We start from the raw sequence: 26,013 nt of genomic DNA, 5'->3' as shown, positions 1-26,013 counted from the left end.
AGATAAAGGAGGAAGACTCATGGCTAAAGGATTCGCTAAAGGTCTTGTAACAGGTGTCGCAGGAACTGTCGCTGCCGTTGCAGGTGCAGTATACGCATTTAAAAAGAAAGTAATCGAACCAGAAGAGCAAAAAGCAGCTTTCATCGAAGAAAACCGTAAAAAAGCAGCTCGTCGTCGCGTATCACGTTAAGAAACAAAAGAAGTTGGGATTATTCTCAACTTCTTTTTTCTATTCTTTTATACTCAATGAAAATCAAAGAGCAAACTAAGAAGCTAGCCGCAGGTTGCTCAAAGCACTACTTTAAGATTGTAGATAAGACTGACGAAGTCAGCTCAAAACACGGTTTTGAGGTTGTTGATGAAGCGACGCTGACGTGGTTTGAAGAGATTTTCGAAGAGCCTTAAATAGCTAGGTCAAACTTCAACTGCGGCTTAACAGGGTCATAATCCACCAATTCAAAATCTTCTGCTTTGATATCAAAGAAATTAGTTCCATCAGGAACATTCAAAACCAAACGTGGTTGGCAGTTTGACGGTTCACGACGGAGTAATTCCTGAGCTTGTTCAAATTGATTGTCATAGATATGGAGGTTGTTGATGAAGTAGAAGAACTTTCCAACCTTCCAGCCAAAATGCTTGGCAATCATCATCTGCAAAGCCACATACTGCATAGCGTTGATGTGGTGGGCCACCAGCATATCATTGGAGCGCTGGGTCAAGGTCGCATCCAGATAGATTTCCCCATCAACACGCCGAACATCAAACATGGTCTGAAAGGCGCACGGGAGCAGCCCATCTGTTTCTTCGAAAGCTTGGTAATCCCAGAGCGAAATAATATTGCGGCGGTTCCAAGGATTGGTTTCCAACTGTTTGAGAAGCTTATTGATAATGTCGTGTTTCTTAACAACGGCACCATAGCGCTCACCAATGGTTCCCGTGTCTCCAACTTCCCAGTCATTCCAGTAGTGAACATTGTACTTATCATTAAGTAACTCTAGGCTATTGGACTGGTCTTGGTAAATCCAGAGCACTTCCTTGATGGCGGATTTGATGGCAATTGGACGCAAAGTCGTGATGGGGAATTCCCCTTTGGCCAAGTCATACTCGGCAAAAGCACCAGTTATGTACTTGGAGTTAGCAACAGTTCCATCCTTGTACTTAGGACGGGCCTGCTCAGAAAAGACACCGTCTTTGAGGATTCGTTCAATATTCTCTTTAAAAATCGTATCTGCTTTTGTCATTTACTATCACCTCATTTATTTCCTAACTAGTATAGCATAAAAAAAGAAAGGAGGAAAATCACTCGCTTCTGGAAAGCAATTTTCTCCTTTTTTATTTTATTGCAATACAAGTGATGCTGCTCCGATAACCCCAGCGTCATTTCCTAGAGTTGCAAGAGCCAATTTAGTAGATGTGCGCACTTGTGGGAAAGTATTTTCGTCATAGACTTTTTGAACACCTTGTAGAAGGAATTCTCCCGCAGCTGACACACCACCACCGATGACGATTGTTGATGGGTTGAGGATTGAACCGATGTTGGCACAAGCGATTCCCAAGTAACGTGAGAAGTTACGGTAAACGATCAAGGCAAGGTCGTCTCCTTCTTTTGCGAGACCAAAGACAGTCTTAGCAGTTACTTCTTCTCCGTTATCAATCAAGCGTTTCAAGGCTGCATCGCCTTCGTATTCATCCGCATAGCGACGAGTCAAGTTGACAATTCCTGTTGCTGAAGCAACTGTCTCAAGGCAACCTTTCTTACCGCAAGTACATGCGATTGGTTGATCAAAGTCAACAGTGATGTGACCAAGCTCACCTGCTGCACCAGCCACACCGTGAAGCAATTTGCCTTCTGCGACGATACCGCCACCAACACCTGTACCAAGTGTCATAAAGACAACGTCTGGTTGATTATCTCCAGCACCCATCCAGCGCTCACCAAGAGCTGCCACGTTGGCATCATTATCGATGAAGAATGGAATACCCAAGGCTTTTTCAATCTTTTCTTTAATTGGTTGAAGAGTTTTCCAGTTGAGGTTGTAGGCACCGATAACAGTCCCTTTTTCACGGTCAACCACACCTGGTGACCCCATTCCAATACCTTGGAAATCCGCTGCCACCAATCCAAGCAAGTCCAAACGGTGTTGAATAGACTCAATCATATCATCTACGATATGACTTCCCTCATCCAAAATGTTAGTCTTGATAGACCATTTTCCTTGGATTTCTCCTGCTGTTGTTAAGATTGCAAATTTGATAGAAGTTCCACCAAGGTCAATCCCAATAATCTTTTGACTCATCATACTCTCCTTTTTCATTGTCTAGTAATTGAAAATGCTTACAGTACTAGTATAACAAATTTCAGTCATTTATGCAAAGGTTTGCATTTAGCTAATATAGATTTTTAATCCAGATAATCTCCACCATCAAATCCATAATATTCCTCCAGTGTCAAACCACTTGCAGCAATCTCTTTTGCTTCTTTTCCAATGTAACGTAAATGCCATTCCTCATGCATATAGCCTGTGACACTCTCTTTTCCACGGGGATAGCGAACAACAAAACCATAGTCTGGTGCATAATCCAATAACCATTGAGCCGCACCAGCATCTTCAACTAATTGACCATCTGTGCCAATCACATCAAAAGCAAGTCCTGTCTGATGTTCGCTATATCCAGGACGGGCGGAATAACGATCCGCAGCAGCCTGACCCTCTTGGTTCACATAACTTTGATATAATTGTGCTTGAGTTGCATAACTTCTAAAGCCACTATAATTATCGCTAATAGCGTATCCTTCCTTCTGCATCTGTGCAATCAGTTTTAAAAAGGCTGCTTTTGCAGTAGCATTTTCACCTGGATAGTAATCTTTAGACATAGGATAATGTTTATTGGCAACTATGATTTCATCATACTTTCCTTGAAGGCTATAATAAGAACCTTTATTGCTTACTTTTGAATTAGCTTTCCACAAACCAGTCGCACCAACATAATAACGTCCACCATCAACCCATTCATTGACAGCCATTTTACCTTGCCATGTATTATAAGCATAAGATCCATCTGATGTCAAATAATACCAAGCTTGATAAGAAGAGTCATAAACCCATTCACTTTTGGCCATCTTACCATCTGATTTCAAATAGTAATTTCCTTGCCATATACTATAAGCATACGAACCATCTGATTTCAAGTAATACCAAGTCTGATAAGAATCATCATAAATCCATTCGCTCTGGGCCATTTTCCCGTCTGCTTTCAGGTAATAGCTTCCCTGCCAAGCATTTTTCACTGGATTTCCATTTCCATCAAAGTAGTACCAAGCACCGTCCTGCTTAACCCAACCACTTGTTGTTGATGAACTTGTATCAGTTTGAGTTGTAGTCTCTTGTTTTGCTTTAAAAGCACCCTTAGGGGCATTTTTCAATTCGCAAGCCACACCGTCATGATCACGGTATAACTTGGCAGAATAACCGGGGTCTCCCTCATGAATATCCGCGTATCCATTCGCCCAAGCTTCCTTACAACTCGAAAAATGAATGTTTTCCTCTGCTAACACAGGTTGTGAAAACAAGGCTAAAATTGACAACGTCACCAGACTCATTTTTAAAAATAGACGTTTGTTCATTACTTTCTCCTCTAACGATGTCATCGATTTCAATATTATTTTATCAAACTTATTTCAGCAATTCAAGGAAACTTCTGGTCTTTTCTACAAACTCCTTTGGTTTTTCCTTATTCAAGACATGAGGGCCATCTGGGATAATCTGAAATTGGGATTCTGATATTAGTTTATGAAGACTTCTCATAGAACTAAGATTCGGTTTATCTTTGCTGCCACAAATTAGTAAGGTTGGATAGGGGCAATTCCCTGCTATATCCGTTAAGTCAAGTGTCTTCAATTCTTTGGAAATACCTATTATAAAAGTCTTGTCTGCTCCCTGTTTTTCAAATACTCTTTTGGGAAGTAGTTTAAAAATCAGCAACTGAAGATAAAATAGGATATTACCGGACAATTTAAGCGGGCATCCTGACAGAATCAAAGCTCGAAGATTTGGTAAATCGTAACAAGATAGTTCTAATGCCAGGGCAGCACCTAAGGACAATCCAATCAAAACAAAAGGTTCTGTCTCTTGAGCTAGTTGCTGATAAACTCGCTCCTTGGCTTTTTGATAGCTAGTAATTCCCGTAGGGAATAAGTCAAGGGCTTCAGAGGGATAATCCGCAAGTAACTCTTGCACTTCTTTCCAAGACTCTGCTGACTGCCCTAAACCGTATAAAAATATCAGTTTCATCTAGTTCTCCTCAAGGCTTAGTTCATACAAGCCTCTCACTGCATTACAGCCATATATAGCCTCAGCTTGGGCTAAGTCTTTTAAAGTCAAGACTTTCTCTTCTAGCTGTCCTGTTTCTAGCAAATGCTGACGGTAAATTCCTGGCAAGATTCCAAGTTCGATAGGCGGTGTGTAGAGTCTCCCAGAAATTTTCAGAACCAAATTTCCGATTGAGGTTTCCAATAGCTCTCCAGCTGCATTATGGTAAATAATTTCCTGCTTCCTTAGGCCCAAGTGAGGTCGGTGGCTTGTTTTGAAGTAGGTAAATGCTTGTTGCAAATTGGCTTCCTGAAGACAGAGTTGGGCATAGCAGAAGGTTCGACTGAGAGGTGTTAATACTTGACGATTGACTTCTATCTCTCCAGACTTGCTAAGGCTAATTCGCAAGCGGTAATCTTGATTAACATCACAATCCTGACACTCTTCCTTTATCTTTTGTTTCAAGTCTTCTGCATCAAAAGGAGAAGCAAAATAGCGACTAGCTTTTCTCAGCCTTTCCAGATGTTGTGCTTCAAACAGCAGGTTCTTCTGGCTGATTTTCCCAGTCGTAATCAGCTGAAAACGAGCTTGTTTACGATAGAGAACAGCTGCCTTTTGATGAACTTCACGGTATTCAGATTCCCAGGTGCTATCCCATGTAATACCTCCGCCAACTCCATAGATAGCTTTCCCTTGATGCAGTTGAATGGTCCGAATGGCAACATTGAAAATCCGTCGTCCATTTGGAAGCAAGAGACCAATCGTTCCGCAGTAAACTCCACGCGGTTGCGGCTCCAAGTTCTTGATGATTTCCATAGTCGCAATTTTCGGTGCTCCCGTTATAGAACCACAAGGAAAGAGAGAACGGAAGATTTCAACAAGGTTCACATCTTCTCGCAACTGACTCTTGATGGTCGAAGTCATCTGCCAAACCGTTGAATACTGCTCTACCTGACACAGACGCTCCACGTGCTCGCTCCCCACTTCAGAAATACGGTTCATATCATTGCGCAAGAGGTCCACAATCATCATATTTTCAGAGCGATTTTTAGGATCCTGTTCCAACCAACTGGCCTGCTCCAAGTCTTCTTTGTCAGTCATGCCACGCTGAGTCGTCCCCTTCATTGGTCGTGTTGTCAATTCGCGGTCATTTTGCTCAAAAAAGAGCTCTGGGCTCATGGAAATTACTGCCATCTCGTCATGTTCAACATAGGCATTGTAGCCCGCCTCCTGCTCTACCACCATACGATTGTAGATGGCAAAAGGATTGGCACTTAACTTTTGCTTGAGTTGGACGGTGTAGTTGACCTGATAGGTGTCTCCCTGACGCAAATGATGGTGAATTTGGGCAATTGCCTTTTCATAGTCTGCTGCAGACGTCACTTCCTGCCAATTTGAGGGCAAATCAATATCCTCATAAGTCAGAGGAATAGGGGAAGTTTCTACGCTATCATGAACAGTAAAGTAAAGCAGGTACTCTCCCAGTAGGGGATCCTTGTGAACTGCTAATTTTTCCTCAAAAGCAGGTGCAGCCTCGTAGCTGACATAGCCCACCACATAATAACCTTGCTCTTGGTAGCTTTCCACTTGTGCCAGCAAATCTGCCACTTCTTCTACATTTCTCGTTTTCAACTCTTTAATAGGCTGGGTAAAGATGTATCTCTCCCCCAAAGCCCTAAAATCAATCACTGTTTTTCTATGCATACCTTAAGTATAGCATAAAAAGGCAGATACAGACAAAAGCTGATCTACCTTTTTATTGTTTTCTTACTATTGATTATGCTTTAGTGAATAAATCACCAGCAAATCCATCTGATTTCTGCAAGAGTTGTTTGTAAACTTTCCATTTAAGATCCACAGTATTCTTGAAATCATTACCTTGAAGGTCTTTTTCGACCGCGGCATCAAATAAGGTCTGAAGTTGTGCGTAAGTTGAAATCTTTTGACCATCGATTTCAATTTCAACAAAACCTCTTTGGGCTTTTTCGTGTACTTCATGATACCATGCTTTCTTCCATGCTTCTAAGCTTTGGAATTTGCCGTTAGAAACTTTATTAATAATAAAGTCATCACCAAGACCTACATTACCTGCTGCTTTAGATTCTTGTTTGTATTTGTTTGATGCATAACCTAAGAATCCGTCTAAATAACCGAAGTAACCCCACATACGGAAGGTATTATGTTTGAATGAGATTGAACCAACCGCACTCTTACTTGTATTACCACCATAAATACCTGTCATCATATTTACTACAGTATAAGCAGAATCAAATCCTTCAGTACGGTAATGACCATTTCCTGGTAATCCATGTTTCGTTGCAAAGTTTCCATCAACCAGTTGATCAATACTTGTCAGCTTCGTATTCTTTTCGTCATCATTCAAATCACGAACTAAATCCCATTGATGTGGTTCACCAACTAAGCCATTGCGATCCGCTTTTTCACGATATTTCTTATCAATCTTCTTGAACCACTTATCATTTGTTCCAGTATTTTTCTTGATGACAGACTCAGCTTCTAAGTAATCAAGCATCATCATGGATTCATTGTAATTCTTCATGTAGTGATCGATTTTCTCACGACTATTTAACACATTCGGATTATAGTTGTAAATTTGATTTCCATCATTTTTACGTTCGTAAGCCATGTTTAATCCTAAGGCACCATATTCTCCATTTGGATTTGAAACTGATGGTGATTGTAACATACCTTGAGCAAAGGCTTCAACGTCTGTTCCTTCACGGTGACGCCATGTTCCTAAGTAGGCCATACGGTCATTAATGTGTGTAGTTTCATGAGTGAATGCAGAAGTACCGAAATCACTGATCATACTAGATATGATATAATACACAGCTTCTGAGTTTTGTGGATTAGTAAAGATATAAGCATATGCACCCGTACCATTATATCCATGCCATTTACCTGTAGGTCCATAGAACTCACGAACCGGAGCATAGTCACCATTCTTATTATGCCCCATTCTATCAGCCCATCCATGGCCTGGAACTTCTTGGTTATCCCAAATTGCAGACGGAACCATATTTTCAGATTTTAACAATCTATCACGTACATTGTCAGCAGCAAGTCTAGACCAGAAGTCTAAGTAATTGATTTGCTCTTGAGCACGTAAATCGATTTCTTTCTTAAACGCTTCACGTTCAGCTTCTGTATTCTTACCATATTTCTCAAACGCACTAAACGCTAATGTATTATAGGTTGAAATCAAGAACATATGAGCTTTCTTCGTAGTGAGAAGTGGTAAAATGTATTTACCATGTTCACCATTGTTCAAGTTTTCATAAAGGCGATATTTCTTGTTGGCAAACGCAGGGTTTGAGGATTGTTTTTCAACAATATAGTTGGTATGCGATACAGCTTTTTTATACCAAGTATTGATGTCAGTTTCTTCTGTGAATAAACGCATATTATAGTTTAAGAAACCGTTTAACTCACCGATACCAATCGTTCCACCAATTACTTCACGATAAGCTTCTAACGTTCTGTTACCTTTAATATTATTTTCTTTAGAACCAATCTTAATCAAGAAGTCTAAGACACTAACATTCTTACCGTAGAAATCAGGTTTGAATAACATTAACTCTTTAATGTTAAAGTTATCGAATTTAACACCGTAGTAACGGTTGAGATAAGACAAACCAAGAAGAACTGCAGCCTTATTGTCATCAATTTTCTTAATCAAAGCACGTTTTGCAGCTTCATCAGTGTTAAGCTGGTGATCTTCATTTTCTACTAACTTCGTAACGAATTTAGTAAGATTATCTTTCACATACTTGAAGCTTTCTTCTAGGTACAAGTCCTTAATTGCATTGACTTTGTTACCACCAGTTCTACCCAAGTGTTGATAAATCGGGTCAGATTGCAATTCAACAGGGCTTAATTTGCTTTCAATAGCACTGATTAAGTCAGCACGATCTTTAACAACCATGTTTGGTGTGTACACAACTTCACCAAGCTCAGCTACACTGTACTCTTTTACTTGCTTAACTTGAGAGTCCTTAGGAGAAATCGTAAAGATATCTTTTGTCTTATCTGCGTAGTGAACCATAATATGGTCAGCATCTGTAAGGTCTGTAACAAAGTCATTACCTTTCATTGCAGTTACAGACAATACTTCTTTGGTCATTAATGGACTATCAGTTGCAAGCTTGTTCCCTTGGTTGACAATCCATTCTTTGTTGTAGAATGGTTGAAGTTTTTCAACATTACGATAAGCAAGTTCACGAGATGCATCGTAATCTTGAGTATCTTTGTAAGTGTCAGATTTTGGTTTTACATTATTTAGAGTATCTGAAACAAGAGGATTGATAACATAATCATTAGCTGTAATTCCCAATGTTGCAATTTTCTTATCTGCTTCTTCTTGAGAAACCTCTTTAATTCTATCAGAAGTAGAGAATCTAAATGAACGCTTACCTGTACTTATATCTTTCACGATAAAGTTACGTTCTAATGCATTGTTTGAGAAGTAACCATCATCTTCAGCAATATCTTTAGATCCATAGAACACTTCACCATTTTCAACTTTCATCATTGACACGGAGTCTGCAACTTTACCCCATGCCCAGTTTTTACTGATGAATCCGCCTGTTTCAACAGGATCTTTTACTTTAATAGTTCCTTTTGTAACAGCATTACGGACAGCCCCGTATTTACCGATTCCGTTAGGGTCACCACTGTTGTCCGTTCTAGCAACAAGACCACCGATACGAGCTTTATTAGCTACCATATAAGCATCTACATAAGCTTTATCTATATTACCTTTCCAAAGCTCTCCGGCAATACCACCGAAATCCCAACCTCTGTTACCAACACCCGTAAGATTACCGATGAATGCAACATTTGTTAATTGAGCTCCCGTATCTCCTTTATTAATAATACCAGCAATTCTATCTCTACCGAGAATACTGCCTGTTACTTTAATATTCTCAACAGTAGCATTTTTAACAGTTCTGGCAAGTGCAGAAATATTGTCAATCCAAGGCATGTTGATATCAACATTAGCTAAATTAACATCTTTAACAGAACCACCTTCAATACCACCAAATAATTGACGAGACATATTGTGAATTGAATAACGTTGTCCGTCAACACTTGATAACTTACCTTTAAATGTACCAGGAACATACTCTTTATTTGGAGTTGGTACATTAGCTGCATTTAGATCTGCACCAAGTTTGAACTCACCGCTAGGGTTAGCTTTCATATCTTTTACAAGCTCGTTGAAGTTGTAGTAAACATTACCTTCTTTTGCTTTTTGTTTTTCAAAGTAATGAACATACTCTTCGCTAAGTGTATTATCAGCATTACGTTGAACTAAGTCTGGTGCTTTGGCAGTAACTTTATATAAAGTTTTTCCGTCTTTTTCTACTTCTTCAATCTTGTCAACAGCAAGTCTTGTAACTTTGTTGTCATGAGTTGTAACTCGTAGGTAAAGTGAAGCAACATTCGTTGGGTTTTCTGAAAGTAAACTTGAGTCAGTTTCAACACCTGCATCGTCAACACTTATTAAGCTTGTTTCTTTAATATTTTTAATTTCAACTTTTTTAAGGTCTAATTGTATTTGTTTATCTTCTAATGTTTCAGTTTCTTCTTGACCATTACCTCTATCATAAACCATAGTAGTAGATAGAGTATACTCTTTGAAGTATTCTACATTGTCTAATAACGCATTTAGATTATTTTCTGTTAGATTCACAGTCTTAACAACTTGTCCATCTTTTTTCAGGGTAGCTGTGATTGATTTAATTTTTGTCTTAGTTGGATTCTCTAGAGAATACTTAGCAACTACTTCTTTATCTAATACTTTCTTATCAGTATTTACAAATTTTAATACTGGTTTTTCAGTTAATGGAGCTAAGTTTTTGATAGCTTCTTCTAATTTTTCGGTAGCTGCATTAACTTTGCTTTGAGTAGTAGCATCATCTGCATTTACAGATTTTGCTGCTGTAAGAGTGTCTTCTAAAGATTTCCATGTTTGAGTAGTGTATTCTTCTTTACGTTTGCTGTTAGCTGTGTTAATAGCCGTTTGTAATGCAGTTTTATCTACAGCAAGAGCTTTAATAGCGTCTTGAAGAGCTTGAGTAGTCGCATCTATTTTACTTTGTTTAGGAAGTGGAGTAGTTTGGTTGTTGATTTCTTTAGCTTTTATTTCAGCTTTTTTAAATTCATTCCAAGTATTAGGGCTATAGTCAGCTTCTCGTTTAATTTCTGCATCTTTTATTTGTTCTTGTAATTTTGTTTTATCAACAGTAAGAGCATCGATAGCAGATTTCAGTTTTTTAGCAGCATCATCGATTTGAGCCTGAGTAGCAGTAGCGTTATCTTCTACAGCTTGAGCGGCATTTTTTGCCTCTTCTAGAGCGCTCCAAGATACAGTACTGTAGTCAGTAGCAGTCTTAGACTGAGCATCAGCAAGTTGTTTTTCAAGTTCAGTCTTATCTGTAGTTAAATCAGTGATAGCCGCTTTCAGTTTTTCAGTTGCATCCTTGATTTGAGCTTGAGTAGCTTTGTCGTTGTCTTTTACAGTTTGAGCGACATTTTTCGATTCTTCTAGAGCATTCCAAGATGTAGTGCTGTAGTCCGCTGCAGTTTTAGACTTAACATCAGCAAGTTGTTTTTCAAGTTCAGTCTTATCTGTATTTAAACCAGCGATAGCAGATTTCAGTTTTTCGTCAATGTGATTTACTTCGCTTTGTTTTGTTGCTGGGTTGCTTGTAACTTTTTCAGCTTCAGCTAGTACAGTTTGAAGATTTGCCCAAGTTGCATCGCTGTAGTGTTCTTTAGTTTTTGATTTCGCATCAGAGATAGTTTTGTTTAAGTCTGTTTTATCAACGCTTAGAGCGTCAATAGCAGCTTTAAGTTTTTTAGTAGCTTCGTCGATTTGAGCTTGAGTAGAGGTAGCCTTATCTTTTACAGTTTGAGCGGCATTTTTCGATTCTTCTAGAGTGTTCCAAGATGTAGTACTGTGGTCAGCTTGAGTTTTTTCGTTTACAAGATTCAGTTGTTTTTCAAGTTCAGTCTTATCTGTATTTAATCCAGCAATAGCGGATTTAAGTTTTTCGTCAATGTGATTAACTTCGCTTTGTTTTGCTTCTGGTTTGCTTGTAACTTTTTTCGCTTCGGCTAATACATTTTGAAGGTTTGTCCAAGATGCATCACTGTAGTGCTCTTTAGTTTTTGATTTCGCATCTTCGATAGTTTTGTTTAAGTCTGTTTTATCAACAGTAAGAGCGTCGATAGCAGCTTTAAGTTTAGCTGTCTCGCTATCTACTTCAGGTTGTTTTACAGAGTCAGAAGCATATACACCTTTTGCAGCTTCTAAAACAAATCCAAGAGCATTGTAACTTGCTGTAGAATAATCAGTAGGAGAAACTGAACTAGCTTTATCAATTTGATTCTTTAACTCACTTTTATCAACTGGTTCTTTAGTACCAACACCCTTTATTTCATCTACTGGATTGGTTGTTATTGTATCCTCTAGTACTTTACTGGACTGTCTACCATCAGTAGTAGTGACTTCAGTTAAAATAGTGCGTTCGCCAGCAACACCTTCTCGAATAACCCTTGTTTTTCCCTTAGCGAGGTTCTCATCATCTTGCTCAACTGTCTTAAAAGGCACAGGCTCTTTAGTTACTATAACTTCAGACTTAACTTCTATTACATTTAACACACCTTCTTCAGGAGTTGTTTTATGTTCTACTGCTGGCTGTTCTACTTTTGTTTCTTCGTCCTGATGTTCTGCTGGTTGAGCAGCTGGTGAAGTTTCTGTTGGTTGACTTTCTGGTTCAACTTGAGCTTCTACTGGTTGTTCTTCTTGTTTCGGTATTTCTTCCGCAGTCTTCTCTTCTTTAGAAGCTTCTGGTTGCTTTTCTGGAGAGACTGGTGCCTTTTCGCCTTCACTTGGCGCGACTGGTTCACCTGCTTGTTCAACTTTTGGTTCCTCAGCTGGTTCCGTTTGTTTTTCTACAGCAGGCGTTTCCACTTTTAGTTCTTCAACAGGTTGATTAGAAGCCTCATCTCTTGTTTCTACTACTTCTGGCTGTGCATCTTCTTGTTTCGGTGTCTCTTCCGATACCTTATCCTCTTTAGGATCTTCTGGTTGTGATGATTCTTTTGGTATCCTTGGCTGCTCCGGTTGTGTAGGTTGCACGGGTTGTTCTGGGACTTTTGGTTGTTCTACTGGAGTTGCAACTTTTGATTCCTCAGCTGGTTTGTCTGATGGTTGACTTTCCGATTTGACTGGTGCTGGTTCTGCTGAATCTTCTTTCCCCTCTTCTACTTTAGGAAGGGTTTCGTCAGTAGGTTTTACCTCCGATTTTGGTTCTTCCTTTGGATTTTCTTCTGTTTTAGGAGCTTCCTCTGTCTCTACTGCTCGGTTTTCTGGCTTAGCTTGCTCCTGATTTGTTGTTACTTGGGGATTCTCAACTTCGACCACAGTTACCTCTTCAGGTTTAGCTGAGTCTTCTTCTAAAACAGTGTCCAAGCCAAGCGTTTTGAGGATGTCACCTGATAGATAACCAACATAACGATAACCATCCATTTCAACAACACCCTCTCGACTAGCCGGTGCTAGAGTAGCAACTGGATCTACAGCTCCTGCACTAGGAAGGACTACCAATCCCATAGCTCCAACTAGAAAGACGCTGGCAATTTTCTTTCTCTTGTAGATTAAAAGCAAGCTCCCAACAGTCAGCAAACCAAAAGCTGTCAAAACAGATGCTTCTGTCCCTGTTTGTGGCAGCTGATTTTTTTGATACACCAAACCATAAACAAGTTCATTTCCATCAGGCTTTCCTGTCTGGATTAAATCTTTAGCTTCTTGTGAAATAACCTCTTTATCTACATAGTGATAGGTGGCTGCGTCCACTACAGAAGAAGCCATCAAAAGGCTTCCAAGAAATACAGAACCTACAACTCCCTTAATCTTACGAATTGAAAAACGGTCTTTTTTAAACACTTTCATCTCCTTTATTTATTCTCACGACTTTCTGATAGAATCTTGCGGATAGTGCGCACGCGCACCTCCGATTAATTTTGGACGACTAGCCAGCGCCGTTACATGGGCATGACCAATCTCTCTCAAAAGAGGGCGAATCGGAACCTGAACATGCTTGACATGCATACCAATTGCAGTATCTCCGATATCCAATCCAGCATGAGCCTTGATAAATTCAACCTCAACTGGATCTTGCATAAACTTAAAGGCTGCCAATTGACCTGAACCTCCTGCATGGAGAGTAGGAAGGACACTGACGATTTCCAGACCAAACTGCTCTGCCACCTGACGTTCAACGACGAGAACCCGATTGACATGCTCACAGCCTTGAACAGCTAGATGAATTCTTTTTTCTTCTAGGAAATCTAGGATGGTCTTCACAATGATTTCGCCAATTTCTTGGCTGGATTCCTTGCCAATCTGACCACCTATCACTTCACTAGAGGAAAGACCCAAAACAAAGATAGATCCTTGCTTCAAATTGGCCTTTTCTAAAACATCTTTCACTATCTGACGTGTTTCTCTTTGAATCTGTGTCTCGTTCATCTCTGCTACCTCTTTTGTCACTATCTATCATACCGTTTTTTCTTGTTTTTAGCAAGATAGACGACCTGGAAAGCTTGCCCAATTACGCATAAAACTCCCAGAATTGACTGGGAGTTAACTAGTTTCTATTCTATTTATGTATATTTCAACCGTCGTTCCTTTGTCGGGTGCAGAATCAATCTTCATCTGGTAATGTTCTCCAAAATGAAGTTTGAGACGCTGATCGACATTTTGAAGACCAACTCCCCCACGTTTGAGTTGACTTTGACTACTATCACCAGCATCTTGGAAGCCAACTCCATCATCCTCAATGCGGATGACCAAGCCTGTATCCTGTTTCTGGACAGAAACTCTAATATGTCCCTGACCTTCCTTCTCCTTGATGCCATGGTAAAGAGCATTTTCCACCAGAGGTTGCAAAACCAACTTGGGCAAGACTAGGTTATCAAAGGCAGGATTTTCAGCAATCTCGTATTCCAGCTTATCTCCATAGCGTTGTTTCTGGATAAAGAGATACTGGCGGACATGATTGATTTCATCAGACAGGCAAATCAAGTCCTTGCCTTGATTGAGTGCCAAGCGGAAATAGGTCGCCAAGGACTTGGTCACCTGAACCACTCGCTGACTATCCTGAAATTCAGCCATCCAGATGATGGTATCCAAGGTATTATAGAGGAAATGAGGGTTAATCTGGCTTGATAGGGCTTGAAGTTGGTACTGACGGGTCGTTTCTTCCTGGCTACGAATAGCTACCATCAACTGATCAATCTGATCCAACATGGCATTAAATTGGCGAGTTACTTCTCTCAGTTCATAGGCACCAACTTCCTTGGCACGAAGATTTTGAGCACCAGAAGCAATTTCCAACATGGTTTCTCTCAAGTCCCTTAAAGGAGCAATCCAGCGTTTGAGACTTAACCAAACCAAGAAGAGACAGACAAGAAGAGATGTGACACTTGCCCCAAGCAAGGTCCACATGAATTGACTCCGAACCTGGTCTAACTTCTCCAGCGAAGACACGCCAAGCACCGTCCAATCAGTTCCTGCAATCTTTTCCTGACTGACGTAGGATTGGTGATCTAGCGTATAGCCCTGACCTGTCTCGATATAGGGTTTCATGGCCTCCATTTCGCTAGACGAACTATAAACTGTGTGTTGAGGATGGTAGACAAATTCATGGTTTTCATTGATAATGAAAGCAAAGCCCTGCTGCCCCAACTGGAGTTGGTTGAGATAGGCTTCCAGAGTTTCGTAGGAAATATCCAAGCGAAGCACGCCAAGATTGCCCCCCTTTGCATCAAGAAGTTCTTGAGTGACAGAAATGACCCATTGACTATCTGATTTACGAGCTGGAGTCAAAACGGGCATGGCTCCCTGATGAATAGCCTTTTGGTACCAATCCTCAGTCATCATATCTGAGGATGTTTTCATCTGCACAGTGTCATCTGTAGAAATGACCTGACCTGACTTGGTTACCAGTACCACCGTTTTCAAGTCCTGATCCGCCTTCAAGATGGTCAAAAACAGATTTTGGATTCCCTTTACTCTGTCTTGGCTAGGATTCTCAGCATAGGCTAGGACATCCCTCTGCTGGGTCAAACTGGTCGAGGTGGTTTCTAATTTTTTGATATAAGACTGGATAAAGTGGCTAGTCTGACTGATAGTCGTTTGGCTATCGCCTTCAATGGTAGCCTCAATGGCTGATGAACTAGATCGATAGTAGAAAGTCCCAACCACAGCTAGGAGAATGAGAAAGACCAGAAAGATGGAAATAACCATTCTAACTAAAAGAGAAGAACGCTTCATCGGCCTTCTCCCTTCTTAAACTGACGAGGTGTCACACCTGCAATCTGCTTAAAACGTTGGGTAAAATAGTTCATATCTTCAAAACCAACCTTCTCTGCAATCTCATAAATCTTCAGATCTGTAGTTAAAAGCAAGAGCTTGGCTTGTTTAACACGTTCTCTCACCAGATAATCCTGAAAAGGCAAGCCCAACTCTTTCTTAATCAAGGAACTCAGATAGGTCGGACTAAAACCTAAGTCACTGGCTAAAGACTTTAAACTAAATTGGCTATCAGCCAGATGAGACTGGATTTTCTGGGCTATGTTTCCTTCAAACCTATTAGTCAATAAGTCTTGTAACTGCTCTTCTTTCTCTTCCTTGTCTAGTTTTTGTTTGATTTTCCCCAACATTTCCTCAATATCATGACGAGAAAAGGGTTTGAGCAGGTAGTCGTCCACACCTAGTTTGACAGCAGACAAGGCATAATCAAAATCATCGTAACCTGTTAAAAAGACCAAATGAACCTGAGGATAGGTTTCTCGTACCAGACTGGCCAACTGGATGCCATTTAGATGAGGCATGTTGATATCGGTTAAAATGATATCTGGCACCTGCTTTTGGATCAATTCCCAAGCCTGCCTTCCATTTTCAGCCTGACCGATGATTTCCATATCGTAGGCTGCTACATTGACCAGTTTAGTCAAACCTTGTCTCACCAGATATTCATCTTCTACGATTAAGATTGTATAGGTCATGCTTCTCTCCTTTACCACTTACTAGTATCAGTATAGCAAAATTCTCCTCTCACTGCTTAGGAAAGACTTCTTATACTCAATGAAAATCAAAAAGTAAACTAGGAAGCTAGCCACAGGTTTCTCAAAGTACCGCTTTGAGATTGTGGATAGAGAGACTGGGCAAAAAGTCTTTTAAATTAGAAAACGCATAGTATCAGATGTTAAAAATTCTTGATATTATGTGTTTTATTGTTAGAAAATTTGCTTTATTCTCTCCTCAAATTGAGTTTTTGCCCAGTCTCAACCCTACCCACGGCAAGGCGACGCTGACGTGGTTTGAAGCGATTTTCGAAGAGTATTAATCAACATAATCTAGTAAATAAGCATAGCCTTTTTCTTCCATTTGGTCTTTGGGAATAAAGCGGATAGAGAGGCTATTGATACAGTAGCGTAAGCCGCCCTTGTCCTGTGGACCGTCCGTAAAGACATGGCCAAGGTGAGAATCTCCTACTCGACTTCTCACTTCCATGCGCGTCATATTGTAGGACTTATCTTCCTTGTAGGTCACAACATCTGGACTGATTGGTTGGGTGAAACTAGGCCAACCACAACCAGACTCAAACTTGTCCTTTGATGAAAAAAGAGGTTCCCCAGTTGCTACATCCACATAGATACCAGATTCAAATTTATCCCAGTAGCGGTTTGAAAAAGCCCGTTCTGTTTGATTTTTCTGGGTAACTGCATATTCCTCAGGTGACAGGGTTTTTTTCAATTCTTCATCGCTTGGTTTGGGATATTTGCTGGCATCAATGACGGGATAGGCTGCCTGATTGACATTGATATGGCAGTAGCCATTTGGATTTTTCTTGAGATAGTCTTGGTGGTAATCCTCTGCCACTACAAAATTCTTCAAGGTTTCCTTTTCAACTGCTAGAGGTTGATCGTATTTCTTAGCTACCTCATCAAAGACTTGGTTGATCACTTCTAAATCCTTGTCATCTGTGTAATAAACACCAGTACGGTACTGGGTTCCCACATCATTTCCTTGTTTATTTTTGCTGGTTGGATTGATAATGCGGAAATAATGAAGCAGGATTTCCTTGAGGGAAATTTGATTGGCATCATAGGTAACATGAACAGTCTCCGCATGACCTGTTTGGTTAATCAATTCGTACTTGGTTGTCTCCCCTCTACCATTTGCATAGCCTGATACGGCATCTGTCACCCCGGGAACGCGTGAGAAATATTCCTCCACTCCCCAGAAACATCCCCCAGCTAGATAAATTTCGTGCAAGTCTGCATCTTTACTCACTTCTGTTTTTTTCACTGTTTTTCCTCCTTGGCTGACTGCCGCTTTCTCAATTTGCGAGGCATCTGTCTGCCCTGCATTTCGCATCAATAGAAAATAGAAACCGGTTATGGCTAGGAAAAATACTCCTAGCAACAAGATGATTTTTAGCTTATCATTCATAGGACACCTCCTAGGCTAATTCCTTCAAAGTTTGCAAAATCGCATCTTTTTCCATGAATCCTGGTTGGGTTTTGACCAATTTTCCTTCACCATCTATAAAGGCTTGAGTTGGGTAAGAACGAACACCATAACTTTCCAAAAGTTTGCCTGATGGGTCAACTAGGACTGGGAAATTTTTATAATCCAAGCCCTTATACCAATTCTTAAAGTCCGCTTCAGATTGTTCTCCCTTGTGTCCTGGTGACACTACTGTCAAGACCACATAGTCGTCGCCAGCTTCTTTAGCAATTTCATCCGTATCTGGAAGACTAGCCAGACAGATGGAACACCAAGAAGCCCAGAATTTGAGATAGACTTTCTTGCCCTTGTAATCAGACAAGCGGTAGGTCTTGCCATCTACTCCAGTTAGCTCAAAATCAGCCACCTCTTTCCCTTTAGCCGTGCTTGTTTTACTAGCTGTCTGCTCCATCTTCATCTCATCTTTCATTTGGTGTTCACTGGTCATGGACTTGCCTGAACAAGCCGTCAAACAAAGGAGCGAACCTGCTCCAAGAACACATGTTTGCCATTTTTTCATACTGATATTCCTTTCCATTTTTATTCAAATAATTGACTTAAAATTGAAGCATTTCCAAATAGAACCAAGAGTCCCATCACAATAATGAGAAAACCACCCACTTTTTTGAGAATCCCGAGATAGGGATGAAGTTTTCGGAAATGTTTCAAAACATAACTAGAGGCCAGAGCTAGAATCAAGAATGGTAGCGCCAAACCCAACGTGTACACCAACATGAGACCCGCTCCCTGCCAAGCTCCTGAGCCACCTGAAGCCGCCAAGGCCAAAACAGACCCCAGAACCGGCCCCACACAAGGCGTCCAAGCAAAACTAAAAGTCAACCCCAGTAAAAACGCCTGACTATAGCCCTTACCATTTTGCCCCTGTCCTTGCAGTTGTAACCTCTTTTCCTTATAAAGCCCCTTAAAATGTAGAATCTCCATCTGGTGCAAGCCTAAGAGAATGATAACCGCACCTGTCACATATTGGAACCAAGAAGCATAAAGCAAATCGCCTAAAAAACCAGCTCCATAGCCCAACAAAATAAAGATAAAGGAAATTCCTGCTATAAAGGCTAGCGTTCGCAATAAACTAGTGACTGAGATTGAAAATTTGCCACTAGAAGCCTGAGCACTATCCTTATCATCTAGTAACACCCCTGCATAGACTGGTAACAAGGGTAAGATACAAGGAGAAAAGAAGGATAGAATCCCTGCCAAAAAGACACTTAGAAAAAAGAAAATATGACCCATAAAGTTCCTCCTATCATTTTATTGATAGATTTATTATACTCCTTCCATTTTCGAAAAAACAGGGACAATGATAGGGAAAAATAGGAATTTAATCAGATGATTTAGAAATCTTGGACAAAAACTATACAAAAACTGTCAAAGCACAAAAAGCGCATAGTATCAAGGCTTTATAGAACCTTGATACTATGCGCTTTTGTAATAGATAAATAGTTAATCTTTTTTAAAGACCGGATCTTTCAAACTCTGTATACTGGCATTGATCACCGCGCCTAGAATAACAATTTTAGCAATTAAGATAAACCAAAACATCATAACAACAAGAAGAACGGAACCTAAAATTCGGACATCCACCAAATGATGGACATAGTAATTGAGATAACTAGAGAACAGAGTTAGTAAACCTAAAATCACTAAGAGGACAAAGACACTGCCTGGTAGGGTATAGCTAATTTTCCTGTCAGATAGATTGGGAAGAAAATAATAAAGCATGACCAAGATAGCAAAGAGGAGGGCGTAAGTCAGAGGACCTGCCAACCCTTGTAAAGCCTGATAGATAATGCCATCTTTTGTCCAATAATGAGCAAGTAAAGCCAAAAGCATCTGCCCAAACAAGCTCAAAAACAAGGCAAACGCAAAGAGGAACTGCAAGCCAAAACTGACTAGGAGGCTCACCATCTGATGGGAAATAAGTCCACGACTCTTTTCGACGCCATAAGCCTTGTTAAAAGCTTTTTGCAAGAAATTCATAGATTTTGAAAAACTCCATAGCGCCGACAAGACAGAAAAACTCAATAAACCTGTTGAAGGTTGCGTCAAGACTTCTCTGGCTATTTTTTCCACACCTTCATAGAGGCTTGGGGGCAGGACGTCTTTCATAAAGCCCAGAAGTTCTCCCACAGGAATCTGAAAATAGGGGAGGATATTGACCACCACCAAAAGCAGGGGAAAAATCGAAATCAACCAATAGTAGGCTACTGCGACACTGGTCAACTCACTATCTGATGCTTGATAATAATGCAAAAAAGCTTTTAATAGAGGCTTGTCTATCAGCTCTTTCCACCACTTTTTCATGTCACACTCCTTCACTTATAATCTTATACTCAATGAAAATCAAATAGCAAACTAGAAAGCTAGCCGCAGGCTGCTCAAAGCCCTGCTTTGAGGTTGTAGATGAAACTGACGAAGTCAGTCACATATATAATCCAAGGCGACGCTGACGTGGTTTGAAGAGATTTTCGAAGAGTATTAACTAATTTCTTCTTACCAATTCCACCATATCATACGGCAGGGTATTGGCAGCTTCCTTCAAGGAATAGTTCTCTAAGTTATTGACATTTTGTCGTAACTTCTTGGCATACTTGGTCGTAATCAATCGTTTTTCTTCGTATTCGAAAATCAACTTGCGCTCCAGATAATAGCCCCTCAGCATTTCATCGATATTGTTAGGCTTAACGCGATTGATAACCCGTTCGACAAAGGCACCACTGCTGATAATAGCTGTTTCTCGAAGACGAGACTCCTGCATAAAACTAATCAAAGAGCGTCTATAGACTCCCTTCAGGTTTTCCAAACTTTCAATAATCATCTCTGTATTGGCAAGATAGAGCTCTGCTATTTGGTCGTAATCAAGAGCACGGAGACGGCTTTGCTCCTTGTCCTTCCAGCTACGGAAGGTCTTTCCGAGAGTAAAAACTTCATGAAGGAGAAAACGTAAAATCCGCAAAGAAACAAGGAAATAATAGGTCAATCGTGACGCAAATTTACGATTGATGCCTCGTTCTATATTTTTCAGATAACGTTGGTAAACTCGGTAAGCACGATTGCTAATGTTCCCCTCTTCATAGGCCTGCTCCAAACCATCACTTTCAATACTAAGAATCAAGAGTTTCAAAGCAGCCCAATCTTCTTGATCATCCTGGTTTTCTTGGCTTAAAATGAGATTTTCAATACGTCCATGGTAATTGTCAATAGCCGCATAGAGGGGAAGTTTATTTCTGGTATCTTCCAACTCTTTTTCCAACTCTAGCGTTACTTCATTCAAAATGGCGATATGCATGAGATAATCCTTGCTTTCTTCCTGTTCGTCAGAAAGCTGAGGCAAGACCACGAGGCCTGTTAAAAAGCTTACAAGTGTCACACCTGCGACGAGGAAAAGCAAGAGAGGATACTCCTGCTCTAGATTACTTGGTATCAGAAGGATTGTAGCAATCGACACCGTTCCCTTAACACCTGAGAAGGTCAAGAGAAGCATGTCCTTCATATACTTATTTAGCTTTTTCTTGAGACGTCTAGTCCTATAGGCATAATAGCCATAAATCATGACAAAACGAATAGCAAAGAGGACAAAGGTAAGGGTGACAAGAGATGCCAGCAAGAGCAAGGGATTATAGATTGGATTGGTCAAGATAGGCTCTGCTATCATTTCCAACTCCATTCCTAAAATCACAAAGACAGAACCGTTGAGCATAAAATTCACTGTATGCCAAACTGTCTCGGTCACCGTATCCACTTGGGCTTCGAGGAGCGTGATTTTCTTGAAGCGACTCGCCTTTAAAATCCCAGCAACTACGACGGCAATAATCCCTGAAACGTGGACTTCTTCTGCCAGGAAGAAGGTTACCAAGGGTAAACTCAATTCCAGAAGGAGCTCACTAGCAATATCCGTTGCTCGCACACTTAGCAAGAAGCTATGGAGGAAACGATTAGTCATGGCTGTTAAAAAGCCAATTAAAAAACCGCCTAGGATTGAAAAGATAAGCGAACTGCTAGCTTGCCCCAGAGAAAAAGCTCCAGTTGTCCAAGCTGTCAAAGCTACCTGAAAAGCCACCAAACCAGAAGCATCATTCAAGAGTCCTTCGCCCTTAAGGATATTGGACACGCGCTTAGGAAAGCTAAAACGCTCCGAAAGAGAGGCAAAGGCCACCAAGTCCGTGGGACCAAGGGCTGCCCCAACAGCCAAGCAAGCTGCCAAGGGAAGGCTGAACCAAAGAAGATGGGCCAAGCCACCCAAACTCAGGGTCGAGATAAAAATCACTGGAAATATGAGATAAACAATGATTCGCCAGTGTTTTAAAATAGCCGTAACATCTGCTTCTTCAGCCTCTCGGAAAAGCAAGGGTCCGATAACCAGTGCCAAAAACAACTCCGTATTAAGGTGAAAGTCAGTATTGGGTAAAAAGAGACCAATCACAATTCCCAAAAGAATTTGCACCAAAGGGAGAGGCAAAAAGGGCAGGAGCTTATTGGTTGTACTTGAGACAATCAAAACCAGTAAAAATAGGATGAGGTAAATCAGTAATTCCACGCACGTCCTCCTTAATCTTTTTTACAACAGGATTCAAATATCTCCTTCTGCTCTTTGATTTTTTGGTCAATCTTGGAACAATCTTTGTGCTCAATTTTTTTCTGGCACCGCTCCATCTCAAGAGCAACTAATTTTTTCTTGATTTTAAGCATTTTTTTGCTCATATGCGCTTGTTCTAACACACCTACTGCTCGTTCGTGGTGGGTTGATTCAACAAAATTTTGGCGCATGGCATCCATCTTTTCACGTAGGTATTGTTTATCCATGTTTATATCTCTCTAATTTTTCAATCATCACTAAAAATGGTGGATTGTTGATTTGGTTTAAAGTTCGGTAAATGGTAGCTGTGTACTCTTGTTGGTTCAACTGGCTCACAAAATCCAAGACAGCATCCCTCTCGAGGTCGCCTCCATCATGACCATAGTAGATCATAATGGCAATCCGTCCACCTTTGACAAGTAAGCTACACAGCTTTTCTAAGGCTTCAATCGTTGTCTGAGGTTGGGTAATGACTGACTTATCAGCCGACGGCAGATAACCCAGATTAAAAATCCCTGCCTTGGCTTCTGTCACAAACTGGTCCAGTGTCTCATGACCTTGCAAGATTAACTGGGCATTTGTCAAGCCAGCCTGATGCAAACGCTCTTGGGTCTTTTCCAAGGCTTGCTTCTGAATATCAAAGGCATAGACTTGCTTGGCTAGCTTGGCTAAAAAAAGCGTGTCATGACCATTTCCCATAGTCGCATCCACTACGACATCCTCTTTTGTCACGACCTCAGCCAAAAAATCATGTGCCATCTCAAGTGGTCTTTTCATTTTCAAACTCCTGTTTTACAGCCTTGCATCCTTGAACACTTCCACGACGTCGCATCTCCATCTCAATGCTGTTGAGAGCTTCCCATTTATTGAGGCTCCACATAAGCCCAATCAGCATATCCCTAGGTGCATCTCCTGTGATTCGATGGATGACGATATGTTTGGGAATGATTTCCAGTTGGTCACAGATGACCCTGACATATTCGTCCTGACTCATCAATTGTAAACGTCCCTCGTGATAATCTCCTTGCATACGAGTATTTGTCATAAGATGGAGCAAATGCAGTTTAATCCCTTGAATATCGTTATTCGTGACACAACGGCGGACATTTTCAACCATCATCTCATGGGTTTCACCAGGCAAACCATTGATCAAATGAGAAACAATCTCAATCTTGGGATACTTTCTCAAACGCTTGACCGTTTCCACCTACAATTCATAAGAATGCGCACGGTTAATCAGGTCAGAGGTTGCTTCATAAGTAGTCTGCAAGCCCAATTCAACCGTCACATGCATGCGCTCCGATAACTCAGCCAAATATTCGATGGTTTCGTCTGGTAAACAGTCTGGGCGCGTTCCAATATTGATTCCTACCACACCTGGCTCATTGATAGCCTGTTCATAACGCTCTCGAATAACTTCCACCTTTTCATGGGTGTTGGTAAAATTTTGAAAATAAACCAGATACTTCTGAACATCTGGCCACTTACGGTGCATAAAGTCAATTTCCTTATAAAATTGCTCACGGATAGGCGCATCTGGTGCTACAATAGCATCTCCAGAACCTGAAACCGTACAAAAAGTACAGCCTCCATGAGCCACAGTTCCATCACGATTGGGACAGTCAAACCCCGCATCAATAGGGACTTTAAAGGTCTTTTCTCCAAAAAGTTTTCGATAATAATCATTCAAGGTATTATAAGATTTCATAACTTTCATTATAACAAAAATCACCCACAATCTCAGAAGCCTGACTTTCCTATAAATTCCTCTGTTTCTCGTTTCCATTAGCCTTTTTTTATGATACAATATGGGTATGATTTTAATGAAATTAGCATCTATTTTATTATTGATACTGACCTTAGTCATCTGCATTATCCTAACCAAACTTTTTAGATTAAAAAAACTAGGACGAAACTTTGCGGATTTGGCTTTTCCGGTCTTGGTATTTGAATATTACCTGATTACAGCTAAAACCTTTACCCATAATTTCCTCCCTAGACTGGGGCTAGCCCTCTCAATCCTAGCCATTATTCTCGTCTTTTTCTTCCTTTTGAAAAAACGCAGCTTTTACTATCCTAAATTCATCAAATTCTTCTGGCGTGCAGGATTCTTATTAACCCTTATCATATATATAGAAATGATTGTTGAATTGTTCTTAATGAAATAGTCGAATCCCTAAGCATTTTTTTCTAGGGATTTTTGCTTTCTCTACAAAATAGTATAGACAATAACACTATACAATTTTATACAAAGAAAAGAGTCTGGGACAATAGTCTCTTATCTCCAAAAAAAGCAACGGATTTGCTGTTGCTTTTTTGCATGGTTGCGATAGTCTTGGTAAAATAGAATTGCACAATAAACCGTTTAGAAAGGCTATCCCATGCATATTCACTATAACACAAATCAAACAACTTTACCACTAGAAATCAGTTCCTTCTTACCACAAGACCATCTCGTCTTTACTATTGAAAAAGTGGTGAATACCTTGGAGGAACATCACTTCTACGCCTTCTATCATACCTTTGATTGCCCGTCTTATCACCCTAAAATGCTTGTATCTACTCTTCTATTTGCCTATTCACAAGGGATTTTCTCTGGGCGAAAAATTGAAAAAATGATGATTGAAAATCTGGCTATGCAATACCTAACAGGGCAGTTGGTTGTCAGCTATCGCACCATCAATCGTTTTCGAGTCGCTGAAGGGATGGAAGACCTTATTCGTGATCTTTTCATCGACCTCAATCTTCGTTTAAAAATGGAAGAGTTAGTGACTTTAGATTGTCTGTTTATTGACGGAACTAAGATTGAAGCCAATGCCAACAAGTATAGTTTTGTGTGGAAGAAAACGACAGAGAAATTCTCCACCAAACTTCAAGAACAGATACAGGTCTATTTTCAAGAAGAAATCACTCCCCTTCTGATTAAATATGCCATGTTTGACAAGGAACAAAAGAGAGGGTATAAACAGTCAGCTAGAAACTTAGCGAATTGGCACTATGATAACAAGGAGGATAGCTACACACATCCTGATGGCTGGTGCTATCGTTTTCACCATATCAAACATCAGAAAACACAGACAGACTTTCAACAGGAAATCAAGGTTTACTACGCCGACGAACCTGAATCAGCCCCTCAAAAGGGACTGTATATGAACGAAGGCTATCAAAACTTGAAAGTTAAAGAATGTCAGGCGCTTTTATCTCCCCAAGGTAGACAGATTTTCGCTCAACGCAAGATTGATGTGGAACCTGTCTTTGGGCAGATAAAGGCTTGTTTGGGTTACAAGATATGTAATCTGAGAGGGATGCGTCAAGTGAGAATTGACATGGGATTGGTACTTATGGCCAATAACCTCCTAAAACATAGTGAAATGAAATAAGAACAGGACAAATCGATAAGGACAGTCAAATTGATTTCTAACAATGTTTTAGAAGTAGAAGTGTACTATTCTAGTTTCAATCTACTATACAATAAGAGAACGACTCAAAATTAAAAAGCT

20 protein-coding genes and 3 pseudogenes are annotated in these 26,013 nt (G+C 40.3%); 5 read left to right on the top strand and 18 right to left on the bottom strand.

Features of this window, described 5'->3' with window-relative positions; genetic code table 11:
• The first annotated feature begins 19 nt into the window (after window positions 1-19).
• Window positions 20-190 (top strand): DUF3042 family protein, encoded by a 171-nt coding sequence (locus tag SPPN_RS03450; protein WP_001051780.1) that lies wholly within the window; start codon window positions 20-22, stop codon window positions 188-190.
• Window positions 191-246: 56 nt separating this feature from the next.
• Entirely contained in the window at window positions 247-405 is a 159-nt protein-coding gene (locus SPPN_RS13805; protein ID WP_023936363.1) for a hypothetical protein, read from the top strand.
• Here SPPN_RS13805 and SPPN_RS03445 read toward each other — a convergent pair.
• The 10 genes and pseudogenes from SPPN_RS03445 to SPPN_RS03405 all read right to left on the bottom strand — a co-directional run bounded on the left by SPPN_RS03445 (window position 402) and on the right by SPPN_RS03405 (window position 16,412).
• Entirely contained in the window at window positions 402-1,241 is an 840-nt protein-coding gene (locus SPPN_RS03445; RefSeq protein ID WP_000158605.1) for a thymidylate synthase, read from the bottom strand. The genes SPPN_RS13805 and SPPN_RS03445 overlap by 4 nt on opposite strands.
• A 96-nt stretch (window positions 1,242-1,337) precedes the next feature.
• Window positions 1,338-2,297 carry an ROK family glucokinase gene (locus SPPN_RS03440; protein WP_000078582.1) on the bottom strand — a complete coding sequence of 320 codons (960 nt, stop codon included), beginning with the start codon at window positions 2,295-2,297 and terminating at the stop codon, window positions 1,338-1,340.
• A 104-nt stretch (window positions 2,298-2,401) separates the two neighbouring features.
• A pseudogene (gene ldcB / locus SPPN_RS14190) lies at window positions 2,402-2,950 on the bottom strand (LD-carboxypeptidase LdcB/DacB); the annotation flags it as partial.
• Between the two features lie 60 nt (window positions 2,951-3,010).
• Window positions 3,011-3,601 (bottom strand): annotated as a pseudogene (locus SPPN_RS14185) (excalibur calcium-binding domain-containing protein); the annotation flags it as partial.
• Between the two features lie 73 nt (window positions 3,602-3,674).
• Entirely contained in the window at window positions 3,675-4,292 is a 618-nt protein-coding gene (locus SPPN_RS03430) for an alpha/beta fold hydrolase (protein WP_000766589.1), read from the bottom strand.
• Complete coding sequence (gene pabB, locus SPPN_RS03425) at window positions 4,293-6,014, bottom strand: aminodeoxychorismate synthase component I (RefSeq protein ID WP_014017219.1); 1,722 nt, start codon at window positions 6,012-6,014, stop codon at window positions 4,293-4,295.
• A 73-nt stretch (window positions 6,015-6,087) separates the two neighbouring features.
• Window positions 6,088-13,287 carry a ZmpA/ZmpB/ZmpC family metallo-endopeptidase gene (locus tag SPPN_RS03420; protein ID WP_000473020.1) on the bottom strand — a complete coding sequence of 2,400 codons (7,200 nt, stop codon included), beginning with the start codon at window positions 13,285-13,287 and terminating at the stop codon, window positions 6,088-6,090.
• 21 nt (window positions 13,288-13,308) lie between these two features.
• Window positions 13,309-13,872, bottom strand: coding sequence for a TIGR01440 family protein (locus SPPN_RS03415; protein WP_001006359.1), 564 nt, complete (start codon window positions 13,870-13,872; stop codon window positions 13,309-13,311).
• Between the two features lie 114 nt (window positions 13,873-13,986).
• Window positions 13,987-15,678 carry a cache domain-containing sensor histidine kinase gene (locus SPPN_RS03410; protein ID WP_000831107.1) on the bottom strand — a complete coding sequence of 564 codons (1,692 nt, stop codon included), beginning with the start codon at window positions 15,676-15,678 and terminating at the stop codon, window positions 13,987-13,989.
• Window positions 15,675-16,412 (bottom strand): response regulator transcription factor, encoded by a 738-nt coding sequence (locus SPPN_RS03405; RefSeq protein ID WP_000222614.1) that lies wholly within the window; start codon window positions 16,410-16,412, stop codon window positions 15,675-15,677. Before SPPN_RS03405 ends, SPPN_RS03410 begins: the two co-directional genes overlap by 4 nt.
• A gap of 197 nt (window positions 16,413-16,609) precedes the next feature.
• Here SPPN_RS03405 and SPPN_RS13135 point away from each other — a divergent pair, with 197 nt between their 5' ends.
• Window positions 16,610-16,753 (top strand): hypothetical protein, encoded by a 144-nt coding sequence (locus tag SPPN_RS13135; protein WP_153299955.1) that lies wholly within the window; start codon window positions 16,610-16,612, stop codon window positions 16,751-16,753.
• Here the strand turns inward: SPPN_RS13135 and msrB are convergent.
• From msrB to mnmL, 8 genes and pseudogenes are all read right to left on the bottom strand, one after another.
• Entirely contained in the window at window positions 16,750-17,862 is a 1,113-nt protein-coding gene (gene msrB, locus SPPN_RS03400; RefSeq protein ID WP_000998316.1) for a peptide-methionine (R)-S-oxide reductase MsrB, read from the bottom strand. The genes SPPN_RS13135 and msrB overlap by 4 nt on opposite strands.
• A 10-nt stretch (window positions 17,863-17,872) precedes the next feature.
• Window positions 17,873-18,439, bottom strand: a complete 567-nt coding sequence (locus SPPN_RS03395) for a TlpA family protein disulfide reductase (RefSeq protein WP_000759274.1) — start codon at window positions 18,437-18,439, stop codon at window positions 17,873-17,875.
• Between the two features lie 20 nt (window positions 18,440-18,459).
• On the bottom strand, window positions 18,460-19,170 hold the full coding sequence (gene ccdA2, locus SPPN_RS03390) for a thiol-disulfide oxidoreductase-associated membrane protein CcdA2 (RefSeq protein ID WP_000509840.1): 711 nt from the start codon (window positions 19,168-19,170) through the stop codon (window positions 18,460-18,462).
• 210 nt (window positions 19,171-19,380) lie between these two features.
• A complete protein-coding gene (locus SPPN_RS03385) occupies window positions 19,381-20,241 on the bottom strand; it encodes a YihY/virulence factor BrkB family protein (RefSeq protein WP_000759507.1) in 861 nt (286 codons plus the stop codon).
• 178 nt (window positions 20,242-20,419) lie between these two features.
• Window positions 20,420-22,474: a cation:proton antiporter gene (locus SPPN_RS03380; protein WP_000421630.1), complete on the bottom strand. Its 2,055-nt coding sequence runs from the start codon at window positions 22,472-22,474 to the stop codon at window positions 20,420-20,422.
• Between the two features lie 11 nt (window positions 22,475-22,485).
• Entirely contained in the window at window positions 22,486-22,740 is a 255-nt protein-coding gene (locus SPPN_RS03375; RefSeq protein WP_000361102.1) for a hypothetical protein, read from the bottom strand.
• A complete protein-coding gene (gene mnmM / locus SPPN_RS03370) occupies window positions 22,733-23,290 on the bottom strand; it encodes a tRNA 5-(aminomethyl)-2-thiouridylate-methyltransferase MnmM (protein WP_000828433.1) in 558 nt (185 codons plus the stop codon). The genes SPPN_RS03375 and mnmM overlap by 8 nt, the downstream gene beginning before the upstream one ends.
• Window positions 23,274-24,230, bottom strand: a pseudogene (gene mnmL / locus SPPN_RS13800) (tRNA modification radical SAM protein MnmL/YtqA). The gene mnmM and the pseudogene mnmL overlap by 17 nt, the downstream one beginning before the upstream one ends.
• Window positions 24,231-24,321: 91 nt before the next feature.
• Here mnmL and SPPN_RS03355 point away from each other — a divergent pair.
• Together SPPN_RS03355 and SPPN_RS11845 are read left to right on the top strand one after the other, a co-directional pair.
• Window positions 24,322-24,681 carry a DUF3397 domain-containing protein gene (locus tag SPPN_RS03355; protein WP_044012038.1) on the top strand — a complete coding sequence of 120 codons (360 nt, stop codon included), beginning with the start codon at window positions 24,322-24,324 and terminating at the stop codon, window positions 24,679-24,681.
• 213 nt (window positions 24,682-24,894) lie between these two features.
• Window positions 24,895-25,893 (top strand): transposase, encoded by a 999-nt coding sequence (locus tag SPPN_RS11845; RefSeq protein WP_000547419.1) that lies wholly within the window; start codon window positions 24,895-24,897, stop codon window positions 25,891-25,893.
• Window positions 25,894-26,013 lie beyond the last annotated feature (120 nt).

It is taken from the genome of Streptococcus pseudopneumoniae IS7493 (assembly GCF_000221985.1).
GTDB classification, from domain to species: Bacteria; Bacillota; Bacilli; order Lactobacillales; family Streptococcaceae; genus Streptococcus; species Streptococcus pseudopneumoniae.
This window is presented reverse-complemented; position numbering and strand designations above follow the sequence as displayed.

Excerpts from the sequence above, each read along its gene's own strand:
- SPPN_RS03445 (WP_000158605.1), bottom strand. The coding sequence starts at position 1,241 with ATGACAAAAGCAGATACGATTTTTAAAGAGAATATTGAACGAATCCTC.
- SPPN_RS03430 (WP_000766589.1), bottom strand. The coding sequence starts at position 4,292 with ATGAAACTGATATTTTTATACGGTTTAGGGCAGTCAGCAGAGTCTTGG.
- SPPN_RS03395 (WP_000759274.1), bottom strand. The coding sequence starts at position 18,439 with ATGAAAAAATGGCAAACATGTGTTCTTGGAGCAGGTTCGCTCCTTTGT.
- SPPN_RS03355 (WP_044012038.1), top strand. The coding sequence starts at position 24,322 with ATGGGTATGATTTTAATGAAATTAGCATCTATTTTATTATTGATACTG.
- SPPN_RS11845 (WP_000547419.1), top strand. The coding sequence starts at position 24,895 with ATGCATATTCACTATAACACAAATCAAACAACTTTACCACTAGAAATC.
- SPPN_RS03415 (WP_001006359.1), bottom strand. The coding sequence starts at position 13,872 with ATGAACGAGACACAGATTCAAAGAGAAACACGTCAGATAGTGAAAGAT.
- SPPN_RS03440 (WP_000078582.1), bottom strand. The coding sequence starts at position 2,297 with ATGAGTCAAAAGATTATTGGGATTGACCTTGGTGGAACTTCTATCAAA.
- SPPN_RS13805 (WP_023936363.1), top strand. The coding sequence starts at position 247 with ATGAAAATCAAAGAGCAAACTAAGAAGCTAGCCGCAGGTTGCTCAAAG.
- ccdA2 (WP_000509840.1), bottom strand. The coding sequence starts at position 19,170 with ATGGGTCATATTTTCTTTTTTCTAAGTGTCTTTTTGGCAGGGATTCTA.
- SPPN_RS13135 (WP_153299955.1), top strand. The coding sequence starts at position 16,610 with ATGTTAAAAATTCTTGATATTATGTGTTTTATTGTTAGAAAATTTGCT.
- mnmM (WP_000828433.1), bottom strand. The coding sequence starts at position 23,290 with ATGAAAAGACCACTTGAGATGGCACATGATTTTTTGGCTGAGGTCGTG.
- SPPN_RS03385 (WP_000759507.1), bottom strand. The coding sequence starts at position 20,241 with ATGAAAAAGTGGTGGAAAGAGCTGATAGACAAGCCTCTATTAAAAGCT.
- SPPN_RS03375 (WP_000361102.1), bottom strand. The coding sequence starts at position 22,740 with ATGGATAAACAATACCTACGTGAAAAGATGGATGCCATGCGCCAAAAT.
- SPPN_RS03405 (WP_000222614.1), bottom strand. The coding sequence starts at position 16,412 with ATGACCTATACAATCTTAATCGTAGAAGATGAATATCTGGTGAGACAA.
- msrB (WP_000998316.1), bottom strand. The coding sequence starts at position 17,862 with ATGAATGATAAGCTAAAAATCATCTTGTTGCTAGGAGTATTTTTCCTA.
- pabB (WP_014017219.1), bottom strand. The coding sequence starts at position 6,014 with ATGCATAGAAAAACAGTGATTGATTTTAGGGCTTTGGGGGAGAGATAC.
- SPPN_RS03410 (WP_000831107.1), bottom strand. The coding sequence starts at position 15,678 with ATGAAGCGTTCTTCTCTTTTAGTTAGAATGGTTATTTCCATCTTTCTG.
- SPPN_RS03450 (WP_001051780.1), top strand. The coding sequence starts at position 20 with ATGGCTAAAGGATTCGCTAAAGGTCTTGTAACAGGTGTCGCAGGAACT.